We start from the raw sequence: 25,815 nt of genomic DNA, 5'->3' as shown, positions 1-25,815 counted from the left end.
CACCCCCTCGCCGTGGGGTCCGTCCTCGACGCCGCTCGGCCGCGGGCGTCGGCGCCGTCAGCCGCGCTCGGCGGGGGGCGCCGTCGAGTCCCGCACGACGAGCGCGTGACCCGTCGACCGGCGCCGGGGCCGGGCCGACGGCGGTCGCAGCGCCAGCTCGAGGGCTGCGGCGCCGATCTCGCTCATGGGCAGGCGCACCGTGGTGAGCGCGGGTGCGAGGTCCTGGGCCACCTGGATGTCGTCGAAGCCCGTCACGGACATCTCGCGCGGCACGGCGGTCCCTCGTTCGCGCAGGACCGAGAGCACCCCCGTCGCCATCGCGTCGTTGAGCGCGAGGATCGCCGTGGTGCCGGGATGCTCGTCGAGGAGCTGCCGCGTCGCGTCGCGGCCGCCCTCGCGGGTGAACGGGGCGTGCGCGACGGCGAGCGCGTCGGGGTCCAGACCGCGGCGCGCGACGGCCGTCCGGATGCCCGCGAGCCGATCGGCCATCGTGGTGAGGTGGGCCGGGCCGGCCGCGACCGCGAGCCGGCGGTGCCCGAGCCCGAGGACGTGCTCCGCGATGCTCTCCCCGGCGGCCTCGTTGTCGGGGAGCACGGCGTCGCAGCGCAGGCGGTGCCGCCCGACGACCACGACGCGACCGCCCGACTCCTCGAACGCGGCGAGCTCGCGGCCGGACTCGTCCTCCATCGTCGGGTCCACGTAGCCGGACCCGGCGAGGACGATGGCCCCGACCCGGTGCGCGCGCAGCAGGCGGATCTGCGCCACCTCGGCGGCGGGCTCGCGCTCCGTGTGGCTGATCTGCACGCTCCACCCGTGCTCGGCCGCGACGCCCACGACGCCGCTGGCGATCTCGGCGAAGTACGGGTCGCCGATCTCGTACACGATGAGGCCCGCGACCGACGTCCTGCCGCCGGCGAGCGTGCGCGCGTGGAGGTTCGCGACGTAGCCGAGCTGCGTCGCGACGGTGCGGACGTGCGCCGCGACCTCCTCCGACACGCCCACGCTGCCCGAGAGCGAGCGCGACGCGGTCGCCAGGGAGACGCCGGCGCGCTGCGCCACGTCGACGAGCCGCGGCGCGCTCCGGTCCCGGACCGGACGACCCTCTCCCCGCACAGCCACTCCGATCGTTCGTGGGCCGACCGCCCGACCCGCTGCGGCCGACACCTCGTTGTGACGCTTGCCACAAGCGCTGCCGACAGCGTACTGTGACGAAAGCGCTTACGAAAGCGCTTCCGTACACAGAGGTACGGGTGAGTTCCTCACTACGACGAGGTAGGGAGATCCAGTCCATGTCTTCACGGTTGCCCTCACGCACCGCCCGCCGCCGCGCGATCGCCGTCGCCGCCGGCCTGTCCACCACGGCCCTGGTCCTGACCGCCTGCTCCGGCGGCGGCGGCGGAGACGGAGGCGGTGGGTCGGAGGACGACCCCATCGTCGTCGGCATCTCGCTCCCGCTCACCGGTGACTTCTCCGAACCGGGCAAGGGCGTGCAGCGCGGGTACGAGGCCTGGGCCGAGTTCGTCAACGAGGACGGCGGGCTGCTCGGTCGCCAGGTCGAGCTGAAGATCCTCGACGACCAGTCGAACGCCGACCGCGTCGTGCAGGACTACGAGGCGCTCATCGCCCAGGACGAGGTCGACCTCGTCTTCGGCCCGTTCTCCACGCGGCTCGTGGTGCCGAGCGCCCGTGTCGCCGAGGAGTACGGGATGCTCTTCGTCGAGCCGGCGGGCGCGGCCAACGAGGTGTTCGAGCAGGGCTTCGAGAACCTGTTCTACGCCGCCCCGGCCATCGCCGACGACCACTACAACTATCTCGCGGACCACATCCTCGCCATGCCCGAGGACGAGCGCCCGCAGACCGTCGCCGTCGCCGCCATGGACGACCCGTTCGCCCAGGGCACCGCGTACGGCCTGCGCGACAAGCTCGCCGACGCGGGCCTCGACGTCGTGGTCGACGAGGTCTACCCGCCGAACACGACCGACTTCTCCTCCATCGCCGCGAAGATCAGCGACTCCGACGCGGACATGGTCATCGGCGGCACGCAGTACCAGGACGCGGTCAACCTCATCGTGGCGCTGCAGCAGCTCGGCTACCAGCCCGACCTCGCGGCGTTCTCGACGGCCCCCACGAACCCCGAGTTCGCCTCCGCCATCGGGTCCAAGACGGAGGGCATCCTCTCGCCCACGGGGTACACCGAGACGGCGAGCTGGCCCTCCAACGTCGACTTCGTCGAGCGGTACACGGAGCTGCACGGCAACCCGCCCGGCGAGGACGAGGCCAACGCCTACACGACCGGCCAGGTCGTCGCCGCGGCCGTCGAGGCGGTCGGCTGCGCCGAGCAGGGCGACTGCCAGCAGGAGCTGATCGACTGGCTGCGGGACAACGAGGTCGAGACCGTCGTCGGCCCGCTCACGTGGGACGAGACCGGCAAGCCGCAGGGCGCCCACCTCATCCAGCAGTACGTCGACGGCGAGATCCAGATCGTCCTCCCCGAGGACACCAAGGAGGCCGACTTCATCTACCCGAAGCCGGCCTGGTGATCCCCTCGTGACGCTCACACTCCTCTTCCAGAGCCTCGTGCTCGGCGTGCTGCTGGGAGGGCTCTACGCCCTCCTGGCAGCGGGCCTGACCCTCTACTTCGGCGTGATGCGCGTCGTGATGATCGCCCACTCGGCGTTCCTCATCCTCGCCGCCTACCTCGCCTGGTTCTTCAACCAGCAGACGGGGATGGACCCCCTCCTGTCCCTGGTCGTCACGGTCCCGCTCTTCTTCCTCATGGGCGTGGGCATGCAGCGCCTGCTCATCACCCGCTTGCGGCCCGCGACGCTCACGATGATGTCGGTCCTCCTGACGTTCGCCGTCGCGCTGTTCATCGAGGGCATGATCGGGTTCGTCTGGAGCGGCACCCAGCGACGCATCCAGCTCCCCTACTCCGGGGCGAGCATCGAGTTCTTCGGCGCGCGGATCGCCGTCGTGAAGCTCGTCGCGTTCGCCCTGGCCGCCCTCTCGCTCGCCCTGCTGTACGTCCTCATGAAGCACAGCCGGTTCGGCCAGGCGCTGCGCGCCACGATCCAGCACCGCGAGGCCGCGCAGCTCGTCGGCATCAAGACGGACCGCGTCGCGGGCTTCGGCTTCGGTCTCGGCCTCGCCACCGCGGCGATCGGCGGGACCGCGCTGTCGCTCGACGCGACCATCTACCCGTCGCTCCACTGGCACTGGATCGGACCGCTCATGGCGATCATCGTCGTCGGCGGCCTGGGCTCGATCCCGGGGGCCGCCGTCGCCGCGATGGTCCTCGGCATCGGCCAGAGCCTGCTCCAGGTGCCCCTCGGCACGACGTGGGCGCAGACCATCTTCTACGTCGCGCTCTTCGCGACGCTGATGCTGCGGCCCCAGGGATTCTTCGGAGGTCGCCTTGCGCAACGCTTCTGACACCCGTCCCGCGAGCCCGTCCGCCCCCGGCGCGCGCGGCCCGCTGCCCGACGGCGCCGGCCCGGCCACCGCTGCCGCCCCGCCGACGGCGCGGCGACCGTGGGGTCGCGTCGTCCGCCTCGCCGTCCTCGCCGTGGGCGTCGCGCTCGTCCTCGCCTTCCCGACGATGGCGCCCAACGCGTACATCCTCTCGGCCGGCATCGTCGTGGCGTGCTACGCCTGCACGGCGACCGCCTGGAACTTCATGGGCGGCTTCACGGGCTACGTCTCGCTCGGCCACGCCGCGTTCTTCGGGCTCGGCGCGTACGGCACGGGCATCCTGATCCGCGACCTGGGGCTGCCGAGCTTCGTGGCCTGGCTCCTCGCGGGCGTGATCGTCCTGCTCATCACGATCCCGCTCGGCATCGCCGCCCTGCGGGTGCGCGGCGCGTCGTTCGTCATCGTGTCGATCTCGTTCGTGCTCATCCTGCTGCTCGTCTTCCAGGCCTGGGGGTCGTTCACGGGCGGCTCGGACGGCCTCGTCGTCCCGCGCCCCTTCCCCGACCTGCTCCGGCCCGAGCACCACCGCGTGTTCTTCTTCCTGTTCGCCGGGCTCCTCGCGGTCATGCTGGTCTGCTGGTGGGCGATCGACCGCTCACGCTTCGGCACCGGGCTCAAGGCGGTGCGCGAGGACGAGGACAAGGCGCAGGCCCTCGGCGTCCCGACGCGCAACTACAAACTCGTCGCGTACGTCGTCTCGGCCACCTTCACCGGCCTCGCCGGCGGCATGTACGCGCTGTGGTTCGGCGACCTCGACCCGATCTTCCAGTTCTCCATCATGCTCGGGTCCTACATGGTGCTCATGGCGCTCTTCGGCGGGGTCCGGCACCTCTACGGCCCCCTGCTCGGCGCGGTCGTCGTCGGGTTCGGCCTCGAGTACTTCAAGCTCGAGTTCGGCGACACCCAGTTCCACCTCGTCGCCACCGCCCTGCTCCTCGGCATCGTCGTCCTGTTCATGCCGGACGGGATCATCCCGGCGGCCCAGGCGCTCCTCAAGCGCCTCGGCCCCCAGGACTCCTCGATCCGCGAGATGACCGCGGCCGACCTCCTCGAGCACAACCGCGCGGCCGCAGCGACCGCTTCCGAGGGCGGCCCGGACGCCGTAGACGCACCGGACGCCGTCGGGCACCAGCCCCGGCACGCGGAAGGTGCCGCGCCCACCGAGGGCCCGGGAGAGGACGAGGGGCCGCGTCGTGGTGGGTCTGGCGGGAGCGAGCGAGGAACGAGCGAGCGGATGGTAGACGCGGCCCCTCGTCCTCGGACGGGCCCGGACGCGACCACCCCGCCCGCCACAGGTGACGAGGAGGACGACCGATGACCACCACGACAGCGCCACCCGAGGTCCGGAACCTGGAGACCGTCGGGCTCACCAAGTCGTTCGGCGGAGTCCACGCCGTGCGCGACGCGACGGTGACGTTCCAGCACGGGAAGATCAACGCGCTGATCGGCCCGAACGGCTCGGGGAAGACGACGTTCTTCAACTGCGTGACGGGCATGATCAAGCCGGACTCCGGCACGGTGACGTTCCGGGGCGAGGACATCACACGCAAGGCGCCGCACAAGATCGCGCGGGCGGGGATCGGGCGCAGCTTCCAGCTGTGCCGGATCTTCCCGCGCATGACGGTGCTCGAGAACATGCTCGTCGCGGTCCGCCGGACGCGCGTGCGCGAGCTCCTCGCGGGCGCGCGCAACGCGGAGGAGATCGACAAGGCGCGCGCGCTGCTCGTGCGCGTGGGCATCGACCACCTGGAGAACGCCGAGGCGCGCAACCTGTCCTACGGGCAGCAGAAGCTGCTCGAGCTCGCGGGCGTCCTCATGGGCGACCCCGACACGATCATGCTCGACGAGCCCGCCGGCGGCGTGAACCCGGCGCTCATCGGACGGATCGGGACGCTCGTGCAGGAGCTCAACGCCGAGGGCAGGACGTTCCTCGTCGTCGAGCACAACATGGACATGGTCATGAGCCTGTCCCACCACGTCATTGTGTTCGACCGGGGCCGGCCCATCGCCGAGGGGACTCCCGCCGTCGTGCAGTCCGACCCGCGAGTCCTGGAGGCCTACCTTGGTGTCTGAGCCGACCCCCGCAGCGGGGGCGCAGCAGGAGTACCTCCTCGAGCTGGACGACATCCAGGCCGGCTACGGCCGTGCGGCGATGGTCCTGCGCGGGCTGACGATCAAGGTCCCGGCGTCGACGGTCGTGTGCCTGGTCGGCCCGAACGGGGCCGGGAAGTCGACCGTGCTCAAGGTCGCGAGCGGGCTGCTCAAGCCCCGGTCGGGCCGCATCCTCGTGGGTGGGGAGGACGTCACCGGACAAGGGCCGCAGGAGATGCTCTCGTCCGGGCTCGCGCACGTGCTCCAGGGGCACAGCGTGTTCCGCGAGATGACGGTGGCGGAGAACGTGCTGCTCGGCGCCTACACGCTGCGCGACAAGCAGCAGGTCGCGGAGCGGGTGGCGTTCGTGCAGAACCTCTTCCCGATCGTCGGCGAGCGGTGGAAGCAGCTCGCCGGCCTGCTCTCCGGAGGCCAGCAGAAGCAGGTCGAGTTCGCGCGCTCGCTCATGGTGAGCCCGCGGGTCGTGCTGCTCGACGAGCCGTCGATGGGTCTCGACCCGAAGACCACTGCCACGGTGTTCGAGCAGGTCGTGCGGATGCGCGACGCCGGCGTGGCCGTGCTGCTCGTCGAGCAGAACGCGCGCCGGGCGCTCGAGACCGCCGACATCGGGTGCGTCCTCGACCTGGGGCGCGTCCACATCACGGGCCCGGCGCCCGAGCTCCTCGCCGACCCCCAGCTCTCCGAGCTCTACCTCGGCGGACGTCCGGGCGAGCGCGCGGCGTCGGCGAACGGGTGAGCACGGCGGCCTGACGGCGGGCCGACGTACGGTGGGCGTGGCCGGGTCATCCCCGGCCGCGCCCACCGCCGTAGTACCGACCCGAGGACCACGATGCCGAGCCCCGTCCCGTTCGCACCCGCCCGCCGCCTGCTCGACGACGACCTCCTCGAGGCGGTCCGCTCCCGCGCCGCCGGGTACGACCACGACAACGCGTACTTCGCCGACGACATGGTGGACCTGGTCTCCTCGGGCTACCTGCGCGCCCTCGTCCCCGAGTCGTTCGGCGGCGCGGGGCTCGGCCTGCGCGAGACGGCGCGAGAGCAGGCGCGGCTCGCGGGCGCGGCTCCCGCGACGGCCCTCGCGGTGAACATGCACCACGTGTGGACGGGCGTCGCCCGGTACCTCCACGACCGCGGGGACTCGTCGCTCGACTGGCTGCTCGAGGAGGCCGGGCGCGGCGAGGTGTTCGGCTTCGGGTACTCCGAGGCGGGCAACGACCTCGTCCTGCTCGGGTCGCGCACGGAGGCCCGGCCCGACGGCGCGGGCGGCTACACGTTCCACGGGCGGAAGATCTTCACGTCCAACTCCCCCGGCTGGACGCGCCTCGGTGTCCTGGGGCTCGACTCGGTGTCCGACGACGGCCCGCACCTCGTGCACGCGTTCCTCGACCGGGACGCCGGCGGGTTCGAGATCCTCGACGACTGGGACACGATGGGCATGCGCGCGTCGCAGTCGCGCTCGACGGTGCTCGACGGCGCGCACGCGCCCGCCGCACGCGTCGTGCGGCGCCTCGCGCCCGGCCCGACGCTCGACCCGCTCGTCGTGGGGATCTTCACGACGTTCGAGACACTGCTCGCGGCCGTCTACACGGGGATCGCGGACCGCGCGCTCGAGCTCGCCGTCGCCGCGTCCCGTCGCCGGACGTCGATGAAGAACGACTGCGCCCCGCTCGCGCAGGACCCGGACATCCGGTGGCGCCTGGCCGACGCGGCCCTCGCCCTCGACGGCGTGTGGCCGCAGATCGACACGGTCGCGGGCGAGCTCGACGCCCTCGTCGACCGCGGCGCGGGCTGGTTCCGCGCGACGGCGGGTCTCAAGGTGCGCGCGACGGAGACGGCGAAGCAGGTGGTCGAGCAGGCGGTCCGGGTTTCCGGCGGATCGAGCTACTTCTCGGGCGACGAGCTGGGTCGCCTCTACCGCGACGTGCTCGCCGGGCTGTTCCACCCGTCCGACGACGAGTCCGCCCACTCGACGGTCGCCCAGTCGCTGCTGGGGCCCCTCGGCTGACGCGGCCACGTGGTCGACGGCCCGGGACGACGAGGCCGAGAAGCGATGGCTCACCGAACGGTCGCCCGGGGCACGCGGTGCCGGACGCGGCGTAGCCTGCCGCCATGACCTCGCACGACCAGCCCGACGCCGTCCCGCCCGTCCCGCACGACACGGGCCTCTCCCCCGCGACCGTGGTCGTCGCGGCGGGGCGTCCGGAAAGGGTGCAGGGTGCACCCGTCAACCCTCCCGTCGTGCTCTCGTCGACCTACGTCTCGCAGGGCGTGCAGCAGCCGGGCGAGATGCTGTACGCGCGCATGGACACCGAGACCTGGCACCCGTTCGAGGAGACGCTCGCCGCGCTGGAGGGCGCCGACCGTCCCGCGGTCGCCTTCTCGTCGGGCATGGCCGCGATCGCCGCGGTCTTCTCGTTCGTCCCGGCGGGCGGCGTCGTCGTCCTCCCGCGGCACGCCTACCAGGTGACGCTCGGGTTCGCCGACGACCTCGCGCAGCGCGCGGCGGTCGAGATCCGCCGGGTCGACGTCGCGGACACGGACCAGGTCGTCGCGGCGCTGGACGGAGCGTCGCTCCTCCTGGTCGAGTCGCCGACCAACCCCATGCTCGAGGTCGCCGACCTGCCCGTCCTCCTCGCCGCCGCCCGCGAGCGTGGCGTGCTGACCGCGGTCGACAACACCTTCGCGACACCGCTCGGGCAGCGACCGCTCGACCACGGCGCGGACCTCGTCGTGCACTCCGTGACGAAGTACCTCGCCGGTCACTCCGACGTCGTCCTCGGCGCCGTGGTCGCGGCAACGGACGACCTCGCGAGCCGGGTGCGCGCGTACCGCACGCTGCACGGCGCGATCCCCGGTCCGTTCGAGGTGTGGCTCGCGCTGCGCGGCCTGCGGACCCTCGCCCTGCGCGTCGAGCGCTCGCAGGCGAGCGCGGCCGAGCTCGCGCGCCGCCTCGCCCGCCACCCCGACGTCGCGGAGGTCCGGCACCCGAGCCTGCCCGACGACCCGGGCCACGAGCGCGCCGCGCGGCTCATGACGGGCTTCGGCTCGATCCTCGGGGTCCGGCCGGTCGGCGGCGCCGACGGGGCGGACGCCGTCGTCGCGGCCGTGCGCCTCTGGGTCCCGGCGACGAGCCTCGGCGGCGTCGAGTCGAGCCTCGAGCGGCGGCGGCGGTTCGCCACGGAGTCGGTCACGGTCCCCGAGGACCTGCTGCGCCTCTCGGTCGGCATCGAGGACGTCGAGGACCTGTGGCGCGACCTGGACGGCGCGTTGCGCTCAGCGCGCGGCTGACGGTCCTTCCTCGGCCGGCGACCCACCGGGCGGCGCGTCCGACGAGCCGTCCGCTCGACCTTCCACGGGCACGGAGAAGAAGCCCTCCTCCAGGTCGACGTCGAACGGCCGTCCCTCCGCGGGCCGCTGCACGACGTCCAGGCGCTGCCGTTTCACCAGGACCCCCGCGGCCTGCGTCCCGAGCTCCGCGATCATCCCGGCACCCTGGCGAGGCCGGATCGCCGTCGGAACGTCGCCGAAGCGTGTCCGGACCGTCGCGCGGGCGTGACCAGCCCTTCCTAGGATCGAGGGATGACGACGAGACCCGCGAGCAGGACGAGGTTCACCCCGACCGTGGCGGCGGCGGCCGCGATGCTCGCCCTCACGCTCGCCGCGTGCTCGACCGACGGCGGGACGGACGAGGACCCCACCCCGACGGGCACCGCGACGAGCGACGCTCCGAGTCCGACAGAGTCCTCCGAGCCCCCGGCGGAGACCTCCACCGACGACTCGACCGCGCCCGCCGACGAGTCGTCCGACGCGCCGGTGCCGTTCCCCGCGAACACCGAGCCGGACCTCGCCGACCCGTCCGACGGGGCGCTGCTCACCGTGACCGACATCCGCGTCGGGCAGCACGACGGGTACGACCGCGCCGTGCTCGAGCTCGGCGGCACGGGCACGCCCGGCTGGCGGGTGGAGTACGTCGACCGGCCTGTGGGCGACGGGAAGGGCGACGTCGTGGAGGTGGACGGGGACGCCTACCTGCAGGTCATGATCTCCGGCTCCGGCTACCCCATGGACACCGGCGTCGAGGAGTACGCCGAGCCGAACCCGGTCGAGGGCGGCGACGACGGCGTGATCGAGGAGGTGCGGCTCCTGGGCGTCTTCGAGGGCTACACGCAGGCCTTCGTCGGGGTCGACGGCGAGCAGCGGCCGTTCCGCGTGTTCGCGCTCGAGAACCCGACCCGCGTCGTCGTCGACGTGCGCGACGACGGCTGACCTCCCGCGGCTCAGCGCTCCGCGGAGACCCCCTCGGCCTTCTGGGGACGCGACAGCAGCCCCCGCGCCATCTCGTCGACCGGCATGCCCTCGTGCAGCACGGCGACGACGCCCGCCGTGATCGGCATGTCGACGCCGACCTTCTGCGCGAGCTCGAGCACGGAACGGCACGACTTGACGCCCTCGGCGGTGCCCCCGGTCGCGGCGACCGCCTCGTCCAGCGACATGCCCTGGCCGATGTGCTTGCCGAGCGTGTGGTTGCGCGACAACGGCGACGAGCAGGTCGCCACGAGGTCGCCGAGGCCGGCGAGGCCGGGGAAGGTCGCGGCGTCCGCTCCGAGCGCGAGGCCGAGACGCGTGATCTCGACGAGGCCGCGCGTGATGACGGTCGCCGTCGTGTTGTACCCGAAGCCGCGGCCCTGGGCGATGCCGACCGCGAGCGCGATGACGTTCTTCACCGCGCCGCACAGCTCGACGCCGACGACGTCGCGGTTGGTGTACGGGCGGAAGTACGACGACGAGCACGCGCGCGCCACGAACCGGGCGACGTCCTCGTCGACGCACGAGACGACCGTCGCCGTCGGCTGCCGGTGCGCGATCTCCCGGGCGAGGTTCGGCCCGGAGACGACCGCGACGCGCTCTGCCGGGAGGCCGAGCGACTGCGCGACGACCTCGCTCATGCGCTGGTCGGTGCTCAGCTCGACGCCCTTCATGAGCGACACCGCGACGGCGCCGGGAGCGACGTGGGGAGCCAGCTCCTGGAGCGTGGCGCGCGCGACCTGCGACGGGATCGCGACGACGACGAGCCCCGCGCCCGCGAGCGCCTGCGCGGCGTCCGTGGTCGCGGCGATGCCCGCGGGCAGGTCGATCCCGGGCAGCCGCTTCTCGTTGCGCCGTGCGGTGTTCACCTGCTCGACGACGTCGGGGTCGCGACCCCACAGGCGGACCTCGCACCCGGCGTCGGCCAGGACCGCGGCGAACGTGGTGCCCCAGCTGCCCGACCCGAGGACGGCGGCGACCACGGGCCCAGCGGAGGGCTCGACGGGCTCGACGGCGCTCACGGGCGCTTCTCCGACCCGGGGTTCTTGCGCATGTCGAACCGTTCCGCGGGTGCCTTCTCGCCGCGGATCTGCTCGACCTGCGCGGTGATCGCGGCCATGATGCGCTCCGTGGCCTCGCGCAGGGTCGCGGTGTCGTGCGGGCGGTCGTACAGGTCGGAGAGGTCGACGGGCGTCCCCGCGTGCACGGAGACCCGCTTGCGCGGGATCGGCTTGAAGACCTTGCCGTACGGGGCGAGGAGCTGCTCCGCGCCCCACTGGCCGATCGGGACGACGGGCGCGCGGCTGGTCAGGGCGAGGCGGGCGACGCCGGTCTTGCCGACCATCGGCCAGCCGTCGGGGTCGCGCGTGAGCGTGCCCTCGGGGAAGAAGACGACGCACTCGCCGCGCTCGAGCTGCGTGGTCGAGTCGACGAGCGACTGCGCGGCGCCGGCGGTGCCGCGGTGGACGGGGATCATCCCGGTCCGGGTGAGGACGCCGCCGAGCACGGGCACCTTCCACAGCGACGCCTTCGCCGTGATCTTGGGCGCCCTCCCCTGGTCGTAGAGGAAGTGCGCGAGGGTCACCGGGTCGATCTCGGTGACGTGGTTCGCGACGGCGATGAAGCCGCGGTCGGGCAGGTTCTGGGTCCCCTGCCAGTCGCGTCGGGTGATCGCGATGAGCAGCGGGCGCAGGAAGAACGCGACGACGCGGTACGCGCGCGGGGTGGGTGGCAGGCTCGGCACGAGCACCGAGCCTACCGGGGCGGGCGACGCCGCCCGCCCCGACCGGGTGCGACCCTCCTCAGATCCGCCGTGCGGGCGCGCGCCCCGGCTCAGATCCACCCGTGCCGGCGCGCGACGTGGACGGCCTCGTGGCGGTTCGCGGCACCGAGCTTGGCGGCGGCGGACGAGAGGTAGTTCCGCACGGTGCCCGGTGCGAGGTGGGCGCGCGTCGCGATCTCCTCGACGGGGGCGCCGTCCGCCGCGAGCTCGAGGACGTCCGCCTCGCGGGGGGTCAGCGGGCTCTCGCCCGCGGCGATGGCCTCGGCGGCGAGCTCGGGGTCGACGTACCGACCGCCGTCGTGCACCTGGCGCACGACGTCCGCCAGGACGCGCGAGGAGACCGTCTTCGGCAGGAACCCGCGCGCGCCCGCCTCGAGCGCGCGCTTGAGGTAGCCGGGCCGCCCGTGGCTCGTGACGATCACGACGCCGCACCCCGGCAGCTCGGTGGCGAGCCGCTCGGCGACCTCGACGCCGTCGAGGCCGGGCATCTGCAGGTCGAGCACGGCGACGTCGGGCGCGTGCCTGAGCGCGGTCGCGACCGCCTCGGGTCCCGACGCCGCCAGGGCCACGACCTCGAGATCGTCCTCGAGAGCGAGCAGCGACGCGACGGCGTCGCGGATGAGGTTCTCGTCGTCGGCGAGCAGGATGCGGATCACGAGCGTGGAGCCCTCTCGGTAGCGGGGAGCGTGCGGGGTGCGGAAGTGGCGCCCGGGGCTGGGCCGCCGTCGTCGGGCACGCGGGCCACGAGGCCGAACCGGCCTTCCTCGCTCCACGTCTGGAGCTCTCCGCCCGCGGCCGCGAGCCGCTCGCCCAGACCGGCGAGCCCCGAACCGCTGCGCCGCACGGCGCCGGGCGGGACGCCGTCGTTGACGATCTCGACGACGCCGTGGCGGTCCGTGCGGTGCAGCGTGATCGTGCAGGTCCCCGCGGACGAGTGCCGCACGACGTTCGTCACCCCTTCCCGCACGGCCCAGGCCAGCGCCTCCTGCGCGCGCTCGCCGATCACGGTCTCCTCGCCGTGGACGACGGTCTCCACCCCGGCGGACCGCAGGACGGACCGCGCCCCGGCCATCTCGGCCGCGAGGTCCGCGGACCGGTAGCCGGCGACGACGGCGCGCACCTCGCGGAGCGCGTCCTGGGCGATGCGGCGCACCTCGAGCATCTGCTCCTCGGCGCCCGGTCGGCCGCGCGCGGCGAGCTCGGCGGCGAGCTCGCTCTTCACCGCGACGACCGAGAGCGTGCGGCCGAAGACGTCGTGCAGGTCGCGCGAGAAGCGGAGGCGCTCCTCCGCGACGGCGAGCCGCGCGTGCAGGACGCGGTTGCGCTCCTGCTCCCACACGACGCCGAGCATCCACACCGACGCGCGGTACGAGCCGAACATCGCGACGAGCATGATGGCCGCGGACAGGGCCAGCCCCACCGCCATCCCCACGGTCGTCGGGGTGATCGGCCCCGTGCCGATCCAGACCGAGCAGCCGGTGACCGCGGCGAGGCCGAGCGCGAGCACGACGAGCCGGCGGAACGTGAGGGACGGGACCAGTGCGAGGACACCGAACGCGATGCCGACGAGCATCGCGTAGTACCGCGCGCTGCCCGCGACGTCGTCGGGCCCGTCGACCGGAAACGTCCAGATCGCGACGACGCTGACCGCGACCGAGAGCACGCCGAGCGCGCCGAGGAGCGCAGGCCGGACAGGAGCACCGCCGAGGAAGTGGGTCAGGCCGGCGCGCAGGGTCACGATGCACACGACCGTGTGCAGCAGGACGAGGAGCAGCCAGACGCGCATGCCGTCGACGGTGAACGTCGGGTCGATGCCGACGAGGGCGAGGGCGAGGAGAGGCTCGGACGCCGAGAGCAGGTACAGGGTCCAGCGCGTGTACGTGTCGAACCGCTCGGGGGCGGTCCTCCGGGACCACACCTCGAGGAAGGTCCGGGGTCGGGTTCTCACGGTGACCAGCCTGTCACGGCGCGCGGCGCGCACGCCGTGACAGGCGTCATGAGGTGCGGGGACGCCCCGGCGTGAGGTCGCGGGGTGTGCCGGGCAGCGCGGGACGCGCGGGCGGTCAGCCGCGCGCCACGTCCGCGCCCAGGGCGGTGAGCTTGTCCTGGAAGTTCTCGTACCCGCGGTCGATGAGGCTGATGCCGCGGACGGTCGACGTCCCCTTCGCGGCGAGCGCCGCGATGAGGTGCGAGAAGCCGCCGCGCAGGTCGGGGACCTCGATGTCGGCGGCCGCGAGCGGCGTCGGGCCGGAGACGACGGCCGAGTGGTGGAAGTTGCGCTGCCCGAACCGGCAGTCGCGGCCGCCGAGGCACTCCTTGTACACCTGGATCGTCGCGCCCATGCCGCGCAGCGCGTCGGTGAACCCGAACCGGTTCTCGTAGACCGTCTCGTGCACGATCGACAGGCCCTTGGCCTGCGTGAGCGCGACGACGAGCGGCTGCTGCCAGTCGGTCATGAAGCCGGGGTGGACGTCGGTCTCGAGCACGATGGGGCTGAGGTCGCCGCCGGGGTGCCAGAAGCGGATGCCGTCGTCCTGGACGTCGAAGCGCCCGCCGACCTTCCGGAACGTGTTGAGGAACGTCATCATCTCGGGCTGCGTCGCACCCTTGACGGTGATGTCGCCGCCCGTCGCGAGGGCCGCGGACGCCCACGAGGCCGCCTCGATCCGGTCGCCGAGCGCGGTGTGCGTGTAGCCCTCGAGGCGGTCGACGCCCTCGATGCGGATCACGCGGTCGGTGTCGACCGAGATGATCGCGCCCATCTTCTGCAGGACGGCGATGAGGTCCATGATCTCGGGCTCGATCGCGGCGTTGGCGAGCTCGGTGATGCCCTCGGCGCGCACGGCCGTGAGGAGGGTCTGCTCGGTCGCGCCGACCGACGGGTAGGGCAGCGCGATCTTCGTGCCCTGGAGACGGCGCGGCGCGCGGATGTGGATGCCGTTCTCGCGCTTGTCCACGACCGCGCCGAACTGGCGCAGGATGTCGAGGTGATAGTTGATCGGCCGGTCGCCGATCCGGCAGCCGCCGAGGTCGGGGATGAAGGCCTCCCCGAGACGGTGCAGCAGCGGGCCGCAGAACAGGATCGGGATACGGCTCGACCCGGCGTGGGCGTCGATGTCCGCGACGTGCGCCGACTCGACGTTCGAGGGGTCCAGATCGAGGATCCCGCCGTCCGGGTCGGCCTTGACGGCGACGCCGTGCAGCTCGAGCAGCCCCGTGACGACGCCGACGTCGCGGATCTGCGGCACGTTGCGCAGCACGCTCGGCGACTCGCCCAGGAGCGACGCCACCATCGCCTTCGACACGAAGTTCTTCGCGCCGCGGACGGTGATGGTCCCGTCCAGGGGGGTGCCACCGTTCACGTACAGCACGTCGTTCATCAGCTCAGTTCGCCCTCTCGACAGCCGGGTGTTCCGTGGGCCCGAGGACGGACCCAGGTGCGCCAACGCAGGGCACCCGGAGATTATTCACCCCGCGCGCCCGCGAGACCGCCACCGCGGTGGAGTTCCCGTGGAGGTTGCGCCCACGAGTTCGTCGACCGGGTGTCCCCGCAGGCCACGCGCTCCCGGTCGGCGCGTCGGCGAGGTCGCGAGGCGGCGCGAGACCGAGCCGCCGCGCCCGCATGCTGAGACAAGGTGACCGGTATGCGAGAACGCTGCCTACCGTCGGAGCAGGTTACCCACGAGTACGCCCGGACCACCAGCCCCACCCTTCGCAGGAGAACCCCGTGCACCCCACGACGACCGACGCCCGGCCCACACCAGTTGCCTCAGGCAATTCAAAGGGACGCGTCATCTTCGCGAGCCTCATCGGCACGTCGATCGAGTTCTACGACTTCTACGTCTACGCGACGGCCGCGGTGCTCGTGTTCCCCTCGGTCTTCTTCGCGAGCGAGGACCCCACGTACGCGCTGCTCCAGTCCTTCGCCGTGTTCGGCGTCGCGTTCGTGGCGCGCCCCGTCGGGTCGGTGCTGTTCGGGCACTTCGGCGACCGGGTCGGGCGCAAGGGGACGCTCGTCGCGTCCCTGCTCACCATGGGCGTGGCGACGTTCCTCATCGGCGTGCTGCCGCCGTCGAGCACGCCCGGCTGGGCGATCCTCTCCCCCGCCCTGCTCGTGCTCATGCGTTTCTGCCAGGGACTCGGCCTCGGTGGCGAGTGGAGCGGGGCGGCGCTCCTCGCGACCGAGAACGCCCCCGAGGGCCGCCGTGCGGTGTGGGGCACGTTCCCGCAGCTGGGCGCGCCCATCGGGTTCATCCTCGCCAACACGGTCTTCCTCGTCCTCGCCGAGACGCTCTCGGAGGCGCAGTTCCTCGCGTGGGGCTGGCGCGTGCCGTTCCTCGCGAGCGCCCTGCTCGTGATCGTCGGGCTGTGGGTCCGGCTGCGGCTCATCGAGACGCCCGCGTTCCAGAAGGTCGTCGAGGCGGAGGCCGTCGCCAAGGTCCCGGTCGCGCGCGTGTTCCGCACGTCGTGGCGCCAGATCGTCTCCGGCACGTTCATCATGCTCGCGACGTACGTGCTGTTCTACCTCATGACGACGTTCACGCTGACCTACGGGACCGCCGACGACGACGCGTCGCCCGCGGGCCTCGGGTACGAGCGCACCGACTTCCTCATCATGCTCATCGTCGGCGTCGTGTTCTTCGGGGTGCTCACGCTCGCGTCGGGGCCGCTGGCGGAGCGGTTCGGGCGCCGCAAGCACCTGCTGTGGACGACGACCGGCATCATCGTGTTCGGCCTCCTCTTCGTGCCGCTGTTCTCCGGCGGGACCGTCGGCGTCATGGCCCTGCTCGTCCTCGGGTTCTCGCTCATGGGGCTCACGTTCGGCCCGATGGCCGCGGTCCTGCCCGAGCTCTTCCCGGCGAACGTCCGCTACACCGGGTCGGCGGTGGCGTACAACGTGTCGTCGATCCTTGGTGCTGCCGTCGCACCGTTCATCGCGGTCTGGCTCTGGACCCTGGCCGGCGGATCGACGGTCCTCGTGGGCGTCTACCTGTCGGTCATGGGTGTCATCACCCTCGTGGCGCTGCTCCTGTCGAAGGAGACGAGGGACGTCGCGTACACGGACAACGTCTCCTGACGCTGCGGCCCACCGCCGCCAGGTAGAGGTGCAGGTCGCGAGGTAGAACCCGGTGGGTTCGACCTCGCGACCTGGCGTTCTATCTCGCGGCGTTCACCTCGTCGGCGGTGGTCAGTCCGACGACGCGGCGTAGGCCGCGACATAGCCGTCGACCTGAGCGAGGTACGCGGCGCGCTGGGAGTCGCCCAGCCACGACGCCTCGAACGAGTTCCTCGCGAGCGTGACGACCTCCGCCGTCGTGAGGCCGGCGGACTCCGCGAGCGCCACGTAGTTGTCCGCGACGTAGCCGCCGAAGTACGCGGGGTCGTCGGAGTTCACGGTGACCCGGACGCCGTCGCGCAGGAGCCCGGCGATCTCCGCCGCCTTCATGTCGTCCGTGACGAACGAGTTCGACACCGGGCAGCACGTCAGCCCGAGGCCGCGCTCGCGCACGACGGCGACGAGCGCCGGGTCCTCCACGACGTTCGTCCCGTGGTCGACGCGGTCCACGCCGATGTCCTCGAGGACCGTGCGGATGTTGTCGATGCTCCCCGGCTGGTCGATGTCGCAGTGCATCGTCAGGCGGTAGCCGAGCTCGCGGGCCCGCGCGAAGACGTCGGCGAACTTCTCCGGCGGGTTGCCGCGCTCGTCGGAGTCGAGCCCGACGCCGAGGATCCGGTCCCGGAACGGCACCGACGCCTCGAGCGTCTCGGCGGCGCTCTCGGCCGACATGTCGCGCAGGAAGCACAGGATGAGGTGCGCGTCGACGCCGTGCTTCTCCGACGCCCCGGCGGCCGCCCGGTGGTAGCCGGTCACGACGGTCTCGAACGGCACGCCGCGCGACGTGTGCGCCTGCGGGTCGAAGAACATCTCGACGTGCTTCACGCCGTCGGCCGCGGCGCGCGCGAGGTACGCATCGGCGAGCTCGAAGAAGTCGTCCGCGGTCTGCAGCACCTCCATCGCCGGGTAGTACACGGCGAGGAAGCTCGTCAGGGAGTCGAACGCGTACGTCGCGCGGACCTCCTCGACCGTCGACTGGCCGATGTCGACGCCGTTGCGCTGCGCGAGGCGCAGCTTGAGGTCGGGCTCGAGCGTCCCCTCGAGGTGCAGGTGCAGCTCGGCCTTCGGCAGGCCGGTGATGAACTCGCGCGTGGGCGTGGCAGGCAGGGCCATGGGTCTCCTTCTCGGGTCGGGTCGTCCCCCGCCTCTCATCCTCTCCTGCCCGACGGCGCAGGTCACCCGGGTCCGTCGGGTGCGGATCGCCGTCGGGCAGGGACGCGGGGTCGCCGCACGACCGGCGACGCGCGCGCCGTGGCGCGCGCCGCTGAACCGATTAGGCGGTAGCACGGCGGCTCGCCGTCCAGGATCGTCCCAGTGTCCGACATCCGTGAGCGAAGGAGCTTGAGATGCGACGCATAGCAGCGTGGGCCGCCGCGGCGGTCCTCGGAGCGGCCGGCCTCGTGGCGGTCGCTCCACCCGCGCCCGCCGAGGCGCACGGCGCCGAGGTGTTCCCCGGCAGCCGCCAGTACCTGTGCTGGGTCGACGGCCAGACGCAGAACGGCCAGGTCGACCCGTCGAACCCGGCATGCGCGAACGCGTACGCCGTCAGCGGGAGCTCGGCGTTCTACAACTGGTTCGGCAACCTCGACTCGAACGGCGCGGGCCGGACGTCGGGCTACATCCCCGACGGCCAGATCTGCGACGGCGGAGGCCGCGGCCCGTACGACTTCTCCGGGTTCAACGCCGTGCGCGACGACTGGCCGACGACGCACCTGACCGCCGGCGAGACGTACCAGTTCCAGCACAACAACTGGGCCGAGCACCCCGGGCGCTTCGACGTGTACGTCACCGAGGAGGGCTGGGACGCGTCGGGCCCGCTCGCGTGGAGCGACCTCGAGCTCATCGACTCGGTGACCAACCCGCCCGACACCGGCGGGCCCGGCGCCCTGAACTACTACTACTGGGACGTCACCCTCCCTGCGGACCGCAGCGGCGACCACATGATCTTCACCCACTGGGTTCGGTCGGACAGCAACGAGAACTTCTACAGCTGTTCGGACGTCGCGTTCGACGGCGGCGACGGCGAGGTCACGGGCATCGGGGACGACGGCGGCGAGCCGACGGACCCCGTCTGCCCGGACGAGGCACCCGGTTCCCCGGGCGCGCCGATGGCCATGAGCATCACGACGAACAGCGCGCACGTGATGTGGGGTGCCGCGCAGACCGGGTGCGTCACCGGGTACGACGTGCTCGACCCCGGGACCGGCGCGGTGCTCGCCAGCACCGACGGCTCACCGATGGTCGACCTGACCGGGCTGGAACCCGGCACCGAGCACACGGTGGCGGTCCGGTCGCGGAACGACCACACGGGCGCGGTCTCGAGCACCCGGACCGTCACGTTCACCACGCTGGACGACGACGAGACGCCGACACCCACCGGTGCCTGCGAGGTCGACTACACCGCGTCCTCCTGGGGCGGCAGCAGCACCGGGTTCACGGCCTCGGTCACCGTGAAGAACACGTCCATCGTGGCCGTCTCCGACTGGGTGGTGTCGTTCACCTACCCGGGCGGGCAGAAGGTCGACGAGCCCGGGTGGAGCGCGACGCTCGACCAGATGGGGACGACGGTCACGGCGACACGCCCGGCGTGGAAGACCGGCATCGCTCCCGGTGAGTCCGTCACGTTCGGCTTCAACGGCGCGACCGCCGCAGCCGGGACGCACCCCGAACCGGCAGGGTTCGCGCTCAACGGGGCGGCCTGCGGCTGACGTGCTCCGGCACGACGGTGCGCCGACGGGACGTCTCCGCCGGCGCACCGTCGTGCCGAGCTCCGGGAACGGGGTGGTCCGCGTGCCGTGAGGGCGTCGGGCCGCGCAGCGGCGGGCGGTCAGGCGTGGGCCTCGACGATGCGGACCTGCTCACCGAGCCGGCGCACGACGTCGGAGCCCGGGTCCGCGTCCGTGACGATGCCGGCGACGTCCCCGAACCCGATCACGCGGTACGGGGACGCGGCGCCGATCTTCTCCGACGAACCCAGGACGTAGGTCTCGGCGGCGCGCCCGGCCAGGACCCGCTTCATGGCCGCCTCGTCACCGTCCCCCGTGGTCAGGCCGGTCTCCGGATGGATGCCGGTGACGCCCAGGAGGAACACGTCCGCCGAGATCCTCTGTGCCGCCTCGACCGTCGCAGCCCCGCTCGCCACGGCGGAGTGCTTGAAGAGCCTGCCGCCGAGGATGAACACCTCGACGCCAGGGTGCTCGACGAGCGCCGCCGCGACGGTCGGGCTGTGCGTGATCACGGTGCACCGCAGGGTCGGCGGCAACGCGGACGCGACAGCGAGCGCGGTGGTCCCGCCGTCCAGGATGACGGTGGCGCCCGGGCTGATCAGCTGCACCGCGGCCGCAGCGACGAGCCGCTTGCCGACCGTCCCGACCTGGTGGCGGCTTGCGTAGTCGACCACCGCCGGCGAGACCGGCAACGCCCCTCCGTAGACCCGCTGGCACAGTCCCTCCGCGGCCAGGTCGCGCAGGTCGCGCCGGATGCTGTCCTCGGAGAGCCCGAGCTCGGCGGCGGCGGCCTTCGCCACGATCTTGCCGTCGCGCCGAAGGGTCTCGAGGAGGTGTTCGCGTCGCTCCGAAGCAAGCATCACGTTTCTCGTTTCTTCGTAGTTCTGCACGTTTATGCGTACTCTACCTCCATGACTCGACCTCTGCTCATCCTCATCGCCGGCCCGTACCGTTCCGGCACTGGCGGCGACCCGGCCGCGATGGAGGCCAACCTGCGCCGCCTGGAGGAGGCCGCGTGGCCCCTCTTCGCCGCGGGACACGTCCCCGTGATCGGCGAGTGGGTGGCGCTGCCGGTCCTGCGCTCCGCCGGCGCCACCGTGGACGACGACCTGGCGACCGACGTCCTCTACCCGACCGCGCGACGGCTCCTGGAGCACTGCGACGCCGTGCTCCGGCTGCCCGGCGAGTCGACCGGTGCCGACCTGGACGTCGCGATCGCCACGGAACGCGGCCTTCCCGTCTACCACGACGTCGCCGACGTGCCACGACTCGCGGAGCTCGCCCGATGACCGGGCAGCCCGGAGTGGACGTCCCCGACCACCGGGGTCGGACCGGCCTCGACCAGGCCGGCCGGACGCTGCGCCGCAACCCCGACGTCGTCGTCCGTGACGTCGAGCTCACCTCCGAGGGGTGGCACGTGCTGCGCCGCACGACGCTCGACCACCGGCGACGGGACGGGACCTGGCACACCGTGCAGCGCGAGACCTACGACCGTGGGGACGGCGCGACCATCCTGCTCCACGACGACGCGCGGTCCACCGTGCTGCTCACGCGCCAGTTCCGCTTCCCCGCCTACGTCAACGACCACCCGGACGGGATGCTCCTCGAGACGGCCGCGGGCCTGCTGGACGACGACGACCCGGAGACGGCGATCCGGCGAGAGGCCGCGGAGGAGCTGGGCGTCACGGTCGGGCCGGTCGCGCACGTCTTCACCGCGTACATGAGCCCCGGGTCCGTCACGGAGAAGGTCTACTTCTACGCGGCGCCGTACACACCGCTCGACCGCACCGGGCCGGGTGGCGGGGTGGCCGCCGAGGGCGAGGACATCGAGGTCGTCGAGCTCCTCCTCGACGAGGCCCTGGCGATGGTCCAGGACGGTCGCATCGTCGACGGCAAGACGATCATGCTGCTCCAGTGGTGGGCGCTCCACCGCTGACTCCCGCGGCATTCCCGGTGTGGGGTGCCCTGAGAGGGCCTCCCCGGCGCGCCCGGTGGCGCATACCGTGGACGCCGCACCACCGACGAAGGAGAACTCTTTGCGCACCGTCAACGCCTACGCCGCCCCGTCCGCGACCGAGCCCCTGGTCCCCACGACCATCGAGCGTCGCGACGTCGGCCCGAAGGACGTCCTCATCGCCATCCGCTACGCCGGCATCTGCCACAGCGACATCCACACCGTGCGCGGCGACTGGGGCCGGATCGCCTACCCGCAGGTCGTCGGCCACGAGATCGTCGGCGAGGTCGTCGAGGTCGGCCCCGACGTGACCCGGCACGCCGTGGGCGACCGGGTCGGCGTCGGCTGCATGGTCAACTCGTGCCGCGAGTGCGAGAACTGCCGCGCGGGCATGGAGAACTACTGCCTCGAGGGCAACATCCAGACCTACGCCGGACGCGACGTCGACGGCACCATCACCCAGGGCGGCTACTCGACCCACGTCGTCGTCGACGAGGACTTCGTCCTCCGCGTCCCCGACGCCATCCCCTACGAGGCCGCCGCCCCGCTGCTGTGCGCGGGCATCACCACCTACTCGCCGCTCGCGCACTGGAACGCGGGCCCCGGCAAGCGGGTCGCCGTCGTCGGCATGGGCGGCCTCGGCCACGTGGCCGTGAAGATCGCCGCGGCGATGGGCGCGGAGGTCACCGTGCTCTCGCGCACGCTGGCGAAGAAGGACGACGGCCTGGCCTTCGGCGCGACCGACTACTTCGCGACCGAGGACGACGCCACGTTCGAGGCCCTCGCCAACCGGTTCGACCTCATCCTCAACACCGTCAGCGCGCCGCTCGACCTCGACCGCTACCTGCGGCTGCTGCGCCTCGACGGCACGATGGTCAACGTCGGCGCTCCCCCGGAGCCGCTGCCCGTCACCGTGTTCACGCTGTTCGGCAACCGCCGGTCGTTCGCCGGGTCCGGCATCGGCTCCATCGCCGAGACCCAGGAGATGCTCGACTTCTGCGCCGAGCACGGCATCGCCCCGGAGACCGAGCTGATCGCCGCCGAGCAGATCAACGACGCCTACGAGCGCGTGCTCTCCAGCGACGTGCGCTACCGGTTCGTCATCGACACCGCGACCCTGTAGCGAACCGCAGGACGGTGGATCGCGCGCGTCGGTGCTTCCGGCCTCGGGGACACCCTGCTTGACGAGGGGCAGCCGATCCACCTCCTGATCGACAACGCGGGAGTGGTGCGCCGGCGGCAGCGACTGGCCACGGTCGCCCCTGGGCGAGCGGTGGGATCTGCGGCCCCGTCACTTCACCGCGCCGCCGAGCGCGCCGGCGGCGATGTACCGCTGCGCGAGGACGAGCAGCACGATCGCCGGGACGGAGGAGATCACGGCGCTCGCCATGACCGGCCCCCAGCTCTGCACGTTGCCCTGGAGATAGTCGTAGATGCCGAGGGTGATGGGCTTGATGTCGGCCCCGGTTGTCAGGGTGAGGCCGAACATGAAGTCGCTCCAGGCGAACAGGAAGCTGAACAGGCCGGCGGTGATCAGCGAGTTCTTGCTCACGGGCACGACGATCGACCAGAACGCCCGCAGGTGCCCGGCACCGTCGACCCTCGCCGCCTCGGTGAGCGCCGGCGGGATGGAGCGCATGAACGCGCTCATGATGAGGATGGCGAAGGGGATGCCGTGGGTCGCGTTGGCGAGGATCAGGCCCGCGTAGGTGTTGAGGAGCCCCACGTCGTTGAACAGCGTGTACAGCGAGTTGGCGATGACGATGCCCGGGATCATCTGCGCCAGGAGCAGCACGAAGAGGAAGATCCCCACGCCGCGCAGGCGGAACCGGGACAGCGCGTACGCGGCGGGCGTGGCGACCACGAGCGACACCACCACGGCGCCGAGGGCCACGATCATGCTGGTGACGAGGTTGCCGGTCTGGTCCTCCAACGCCCGCTGGTAGCCCTCGAACGTGATGGCGGTCGGGAAGAACGTGCTGTTGGCCGCGGTACCACCTCCCTGGAGAGAGACGTTGACCATCCAGTAGACGGGGAACAGCATGAGCGCGAGGAGCACGATCCCGACGATCGTGTACCGCAGCTGTCGGGCGTCGGTCGTCTGCTTCACGATGAACCTCACTCATCCACGGCGCGTCGGTTGACGCGCAGGTACACGACGGCGAACAGCAGCGACACCACGATGAGGATGTTGCTGACCGCCGCCCCGGTGCCGAAGGAGAACTCCTGGAACGATCGCCGGTAGGAGTCGGTGGCCAAGGTCTGGGTGGCGTTGGCCGGGCCGCCACCGGTCAGGCCCAGGATGATGTCGAGCACCTTGAGCGTGTAGATCACGCCGAGCACGAGGACGACGCTGACCACGGGGCGCAGGTTGGGCCACGTGATGTGCCAGAACGCCTTCACACCGGTGGCGCCGTCGAGCGCGCCCGCCTCGTAGAGCTCGTCGGGGATGTTCTGCAGCCCGGAGTACAGCAGCGTCATGTTGAAGGGGATGCCGACCCACACGTTCACCAGGACCACGGCGACCAGCGCGACGTCAGGGCTCGTCAGCCAGTGGATCGGTGCCTCGATGACCCCGACAGCCCGGAGCGTCTCGTTGAGGACACCGCCGTCCTGGTCCAAGATCCACTTCCACACCGCGGTGCCCGCGATCATCGGCAGCAGCCACGGCAGCAGGAGCAGCGAGCGCAGCACGTTCCCCAGCGGGAACCGGCGCTTGAAGAACAGGGCGAACAGCAGGCCGATGACGAACTGGCCGAGGATCGAGCCCACGGTGAACAGCGCCGTGTTGAGCACCGTGGTGCGGAAGAGGCCGCTGGAGACGACCTCGGCGTAGTTGTCCAGTCCGACCCACGGCGCCTCGCCCGACACGAACGTCCGCACCGTGTAGTCCTGGGACCCCATGACGAGGTTCTTGACGATCGGGTACCCGAAGAACACGAGCACGTAGGCGATCGCCGGGACGAGGAACATCCACTGGGCGGTCCGTTCCCGCGTCCGGGCGCGACGGCGCCGCGGTCCGGTCGCGGGACCGGCTGCGTCGACGGGCGCCGTTCCGGCGGCGAGGGTGGTGGTCATCGTCCGTCCTTCCTCGGTGACGACGTGCGCGACGTCGGCGAGCGCATCAGTTCTCCGCCGCCCGCTCGAGGGCGGCCGCGGGGGGCTCGCTGCCGGTCAGCGCGAGCTGCTGGGCGGTGTAGATCTGGGTGGCGGCGCGAGGCCAGTCGGGTCCGAGCAGGGCGGTCCGGGACCGTGCGGTCTGCACGGTGTCGACGAAGGTCGCGACGACCGGGTTCGCTTCCGCGGCTTCGGCGGCGACCTGCGTGTCCGACGGCACGGCGCCGCGCCCGGTGGCCATGGCGAGCTGGTGCTCACCGCGGGTCACGCAGGCGACGAACTCGCCGGCCTTCGCCATCTTGTCCGGGTTTCCGGTGCGCGGGACGGTGAACGCCTCGCCGCCGAGCGGCGCCTGGAGCGTGTCGCCCCCGTGCGGGACGGGAAGCGGTACGGCGGCGTAGTCGAGACCCTCCGCGGCCTCGAGCGCCGGCATGTTCCACGGCCCGTTGACCATCATCGCCGCGTTCCCCGCGATGAACTGGTCGTTGACGTCGTTCTGCGACCAGTTGACGACGCCGGACGACGCGAGACCGTCGCGGACGAGGCCCTCGACGAAGCTCAGCGCCTCGACGGCCTCGGGAGACGTGAGGTCGTCCTCGTCCGCCCCGTTGGACCACAGGTAGGGCAGGAACTGCCACGTTCCCTCGAAGGTGTTGGCAGCGCTGAACGCGATGCCGTAGCGGTCGTCGGTGGTCAGCGCCTCGGCGGCGGCGCGGAGCTCGTCCCAGGTGGTGGGCGGTTCGATCCCCGCGTCGGCGAGAGCGTCGACGTCATAGAAGAGCCCGACCGTGTTGACGACCGGCGCAACCCCGTAGAGGGCGTCGTCGTAGGTACCGGCGTCGACGACGCCCTGCGGGAAGCCCTCGCCCGAGATGCCGTAGTCGGTCAAGGGACTCAGTGCACCGGAGGACGCGATCTGCTGGACGTCGGGGTTGTCGAGCATGAGGACGTCGGGGAGGGTGTCGGACGACGCCTGCTGCAGGACCGTCGCGATGAGACCGGAGCCGGCCACATGGTTGGCCTGCACGGCCATGCCGACCTCCGCGGCGCAGGTGTCGTAGACCTCCTGGTAGACCGGCGCACTGGTGTCCGACAACGTGTCGGTCACGACCAGCGTGCCCTCGTCCGCACGGGCGCCGCCGCTGCAGGCGGACAGGCACAGGACGACGGCGGCGGCCGACGCCGCACCGACGACGGTGTGGGTTCGTCGCACAGTCGAAGCTCCTTCGCT

The 25,815-nt window shown here is 72.1% G+C and carries 25 protein-coding genes; 13 read left to right on the top strand and 12 right to left on the bottom strand.

Translation table 11 applies throughout. From position 1 onward, the window contains the following. Positions 1-57 precede the first annotated feature (57 nt). A complete protein-coding gene (locus tag ACZCLJ_RS00615; RefSeq protein WP_463105111.1) occupies positions 58-1,119 on the bottom strand; it encodes a LacI family DNA-binding transcriptional regulator in 1,062 nt (353 codons plus the stop codon). Positions 1,120-1,289: 170 nt separating this feature from the next. Here ACZCLJ_RS00615 and ACZCLJ_RS00610 point away from each other — a divergent pair, with 170 nt between their 5' ends. The 7 genes from ACZCLJ_RS00610 (at position 1,290) to ACZCLJ_RS00580 (ending at position 8,871) form a co-directional block, all read left to right on the top strand. After that, the gene (locus ACZCLJ_RS00610; protein ID WP_463105110.1) at positions 1,290-2,540 is read left to right on the top strand and encodes an amino acid ABC transporter substrate-binding protein; all 1,251 of its coding nucleotides are present in this window, start codon (positions 1,290-1,292) and stop codon (positions 2,538-2,540) included. Between the two features lie 7 nt (positions 2,541-2,547). Continuing rightward, entirely contained in the window at positions 2,548-3,432 is an 885-nt protein-coding gene (locus ACZCLJ_RS00605; protein ID WP_251151710.1) for a branched-chain amino acid ABC transporter permease, read from the top strand. Continuing rightward, complete coding sequence (locus tag ACZCLJ_RS00600; protein WP_463105109.1) at positions 3,416-4,789, top strand: branched-chain amino acid ABC transporter permease; 1,374 nt, start codon at positions 3,416-3,418, stop codon at positions 4,787-4,789. Before ACZCLJ_RS00605 ends, ACZCLJ_RS00600 begins: the two co-directional genes overlap by 17 nt. Then, entirely contained in the window at positions 4,786-5,544 is a 759-nt protein-coding gene (locus tag ACZCLJ_RS00595; protein ID WP_251151712.1) for an ABC transporter ATP-binding protein, read from the top strand. Before ACZCLJ_RS00600 ends, ACZCLJ_RS00595 begins: the two co-directional genes overlap by 4 nt. Continuing rightward, entirely contained in the window at positions 5,537-6,319 is a 783-nt protein-coding gene (locus tag ACZCLJ_RS00590) for an ABC transporter ATP-binding protein (RefSeq protein WP_251151713.1), read from the top strand. Before ACZCLJ_RS00595 ends, ACZCLJ_RS00590 begins: the two co-directional genes overlap by 8 nt. 93 nt (positions 6,320-6,412) lie before the next feature. Beyond that, on the top strand, positions 6,413-7,588 hold the full coding sequence (locus tag ACZCLJ_RS00585) for an acyl-CoA dehydrogenase family protein (RefSeq protein ID WP_463105108.1): 1,176 nt from the start codon (positions 6,413-6,415) through the stop codon (positions 7,586-7,588). 104 nt (positions 7,589-7,692) lie between these two features. Further along, positions 7,693-8,871 carry a trans-sulfuration enzyme family protein gene (locus ACZCLJ_RS00580; protein ID WP_463105107.1) on the top strand — a complete coding sequence of 393 codons (1,179 nt, stop codon included), beginning with the start codon at positions 7,693-7,695 and terminating at the stop codon, positions 8,869-8,871. Here ACZCLJ_RS00580 and ACZCLJ_RS00575 read toward each other — a convergent pair. Further along, positions 8,857-9,066, bottom strand: a complete 210-nt coding sequence (locus ACZCLJ_RS00575) for a hypothetical protein (protein ID WP_463105106.1) — start codon at positions 9,064-9,066, stop codon at positions 8,857-8,859. The two genes, ACZCLJ_RS00580 and ACZCLJ_RS00575, sit on opposite strands and share 15 nt — an antisense overlap. A 96-nt stretch (positions 9,067-9,162) precedes the next feature. On the opposite strand from ACZCLJ_RS00575, the gene ACZCLJ_RS00570 reads away from it, so the two are divergent. Further along, on the top strand, positions 9,163-9,849 hold the full coding sequence (locus tag ACZCLJ_RS00570) for an AMIN-like domain-containing (lipo)protein (protein WP_463105105.1): 687 nt from the start codon (positions 9,163-9,165) through the stop codon (positions 9,847-9,849). 11 nt (positions 9,850-9,860) lie between these two features. Here ACZCLJ_RS00570 and ACZCLJ_RS00565 read toward each other — a convergent pair whose 3' ends face one another. From ACZCLJ_RS00565 to murA, 5 genes are all read right to left on the bottom strand, one after another. Continuing rightward, on the bottom strand, positions 9,861-10,910 hold the full coding sequence (locus tag ACZCLJ_RS00565; protein WP_251151718.1) for an NAD(P)H-dependent glycerol-3-phosphate dehydrogenase: 1,050 nt from the start codon (positions 10,908-10,910) through the stop codon (positions 9,861-9,863). Then, positions 10,907-11,632 carry a lysophospholipid acyltransferase family protein gene (locus ACZCLJ_RS00560; RefSeq protein WP_251151719.1) on the bottom strand — a complete coding sequence of 242 codons (726 nt, stop codon included), beginning with the start codon at positions 11,630-11,632 and terminating at the stop codon, positions 10,907-10,909. The genes ACZCLJ_RS00565 and ACZCLJ_RS00560 overlap by 4 nt, the downstream gene beginning before the upstream one ends. 89 nt (positions 11,633-11,721) lie before the next feature. Then, entirely contained in the window at positions 11,722-12,327 is a 606-nt protein-coding gene (locus tag ACZCLJ_RS00555) for a response regulator (RefSeq protein WP_463105104.1), read from the bottom strand. After that, positions 12,324-13,619 carry a sensor histidine kinase gene (locus tag ACZCLJ_RS00550; protein ID WP_463105103.1) on the bottom strand — a complete coding sequence of 432 codons (1,296 nt, stop codon included), beginning with the start codon at positions 13,617-13,619 and terminating at the stop codon, positions 12,324-12,326. The genes ACZCLJ_RS00555 and ACZCLJ_RS00550 overlap by 4 nt, the downstream gene beginning before the upstream one ends. Before the next feature lie 115 nt (positions 13,620-13,734). After that, positions 13,735-15,051 (bottom strand): UDP-N-acetylglucosamine 1-carboxyvinyltransferase, encoded by a 1,317-nt coding sequence (murA, locus tag ACZCLJ_RS00545; RefSeq protein ID WP_251151722.1) that lies wholly within the window; start codon positions 15,049-15,051, stop codon positions 13,735-13,737. A 347-nt stretch (positions 15,052-15,398) separates the two neighbouring features. On the opposite strand from murA, the gene ACZCLJ_RS00540 reads away from it, so the two are divergent. Next, positions 15,399-16,748, top strand: a complete 1,350-nt coding sequence (locus ACZCLJ_RS00540) for an MFS transporter (RefSeq protein ID WP_463105102.1) — start codon at positions 15,399-15,401, stop codon at positions 16,746-16,748. A gap of 111 nt (positions 16,749-16,859) precedes the next feature. On the opposite strand, the gene ACZCLJ_RS00535 is transcribed toward ACZCLJ_RS00540, so the two are convergent. Next, on the bottom strand, positions 16,860-17,900 hold the full coding sequence (locus ACZCLJ_RS00535) for an adenosine deaminase (RefSeq protein ID WP_463105101.1): 1,041 nt from the start codon (positions 17,898-17,900) through the stop codon (positions 16,860-16,862). A 233-nt stretch (positions 17,901-18,133) separates the two neighbouring features. Here ACZCLJ_RS00535 and ACZCLJ_RS00530 point away from each other — a divergent pair, with 233 nt between their 5' ends. Next, a complete protein-coding gene (locus tag ACZCLJ_RS00530; RefSeq protein WP_251151725.1) occupies positions 18,134-19,495 on the top strand; it encodes a lytic polysaccharide monooxygenase in 1,362 nt (453 codons plus the stop codon). 119 nt (positions 19,496-19,614) lie between these two features. On the opposite strand, the gene ACZCLJ_RS00525 is transcribed toward ACZCLJ_RS00530, so the two are convergent. Continuing rightward, complete coding sequence (locus ACZCLJ_RS00525; protein WP_251151726.1) at positions 19,615-20,373, bottom strand: DeoR/GlpR family DNA-binding transcription regulator; 759 nt, start codon at positions 20,371-20,373, stop codon at positions 19,615-19,617. A 51-nt stretch (positions 20,374-20,424) separates the two neighbouring features. Here ACZCLJ_RS00525 and ACZCLJ_RS00520 point away from each other — a divergent pair, with 51 nt between their 5' ends. The 3 genes from ACZCLJ_RS00520 to ACZCLJ_RS00510 all read left to right on the top strand — a co-directional run bounded on the left by ACZCLJ_RS00520 (position 20,425) and on the right by ACZCLJ_RS00510 (position 22,590). Then, positions 20,425-20,802, top strand: coding sequence for a DUF4406 domain-containing protein (locus ACZCLJ_RS00520; RefSeq protein ID WP_463105100.1), 378 nt, complete (start codon positions 20,425-20,427; stop codon positions 20,800-20,802). After that, entirely contained in the window at positions 20,799-21,449 is a 651-nt protein-coding gene (locus ACZCLJ_RS00515) for an NUDIX domain-containing protein (RefSeq protein ID WP_463105099.1), read from the top strand. The genes ACZCLJ_RS00520 and ACZCLJ_RS00515 overlap by 4 nt, the downstream gene beginning before the upstream one ends. 100 nt (positions 21,450-21,549) lie before the next feature. Then, positions 21,550-22,590 (top strand): NAD(P)-dependent alcohol dehydrogenase, encoded by a 1,041-nt coding sequence (locus tag ACZCLJ_RS00510; RefSeq protein ID WP_463105098.1) that lies wholly within the window; start codon positions 21,550-21,552, stop codon positions 22,588-22,590. 168 nt (positions 22,591-22,758) lie between these two features. Here the strand turns inward: ACZCLJ_RS00510 and ACZCLJ_RS00505 are convergent, their stop codons facing one another. The 3 genes from ACZCLJ_RS00505 to ACZCLJ_RS00495 all read right to left on the bottom strand — a co-directional run bounded on the left by ACZCLJ_RS00505 (position 22,759) and on the right by ACZCLJ_RS00495 (position 25,797). Continuing rightward, entirely contained in the window at positions 22,759-23,511 is a 753-nt protein-coding gene (locus ACZCLJ_RS00505; protein WP_463106332.1) for a carbohydrate ABC transporter permease, read from the bottom strand. A gap of 74 nt (positions 23,512-23,585) precedes the next feature. After that, complete coding sequence (locus tag ACZCLJ_RS00500; RefSeq protein ID WP_463105097.1) at positions 23,586-24,545, bottom strand: carbohydrate ABC transporter permease; 960 nt, start codon at positions 24,543-24,545, stop codon at positions 23,586-23,588. A gap of 46 nt (positions 24,546-24,591) precedes the next feature. After that, a complete protein-coding gene (locus tag ACZCLJ_RS00495; RefSeq protein WP_463105096.1) occupies positions 24,592-25,797 on the bottom strand; it encodes a sugar ABC transporter substrate-binding protein in 1,206 nt (401 codons plus the stop codon). Between the last annotated feature and the right edge of the window lie 18 nt (positions 25,798-25,815).

Source organism: Cellulosimicrobium sp. So1_17 (assembly GCF_055181235.1).
The sequence above is the reverse complement of the archived record's forward strand: the minus strand, read 5'-3'. Positions and strand labels throughout refer to the sequence as shown.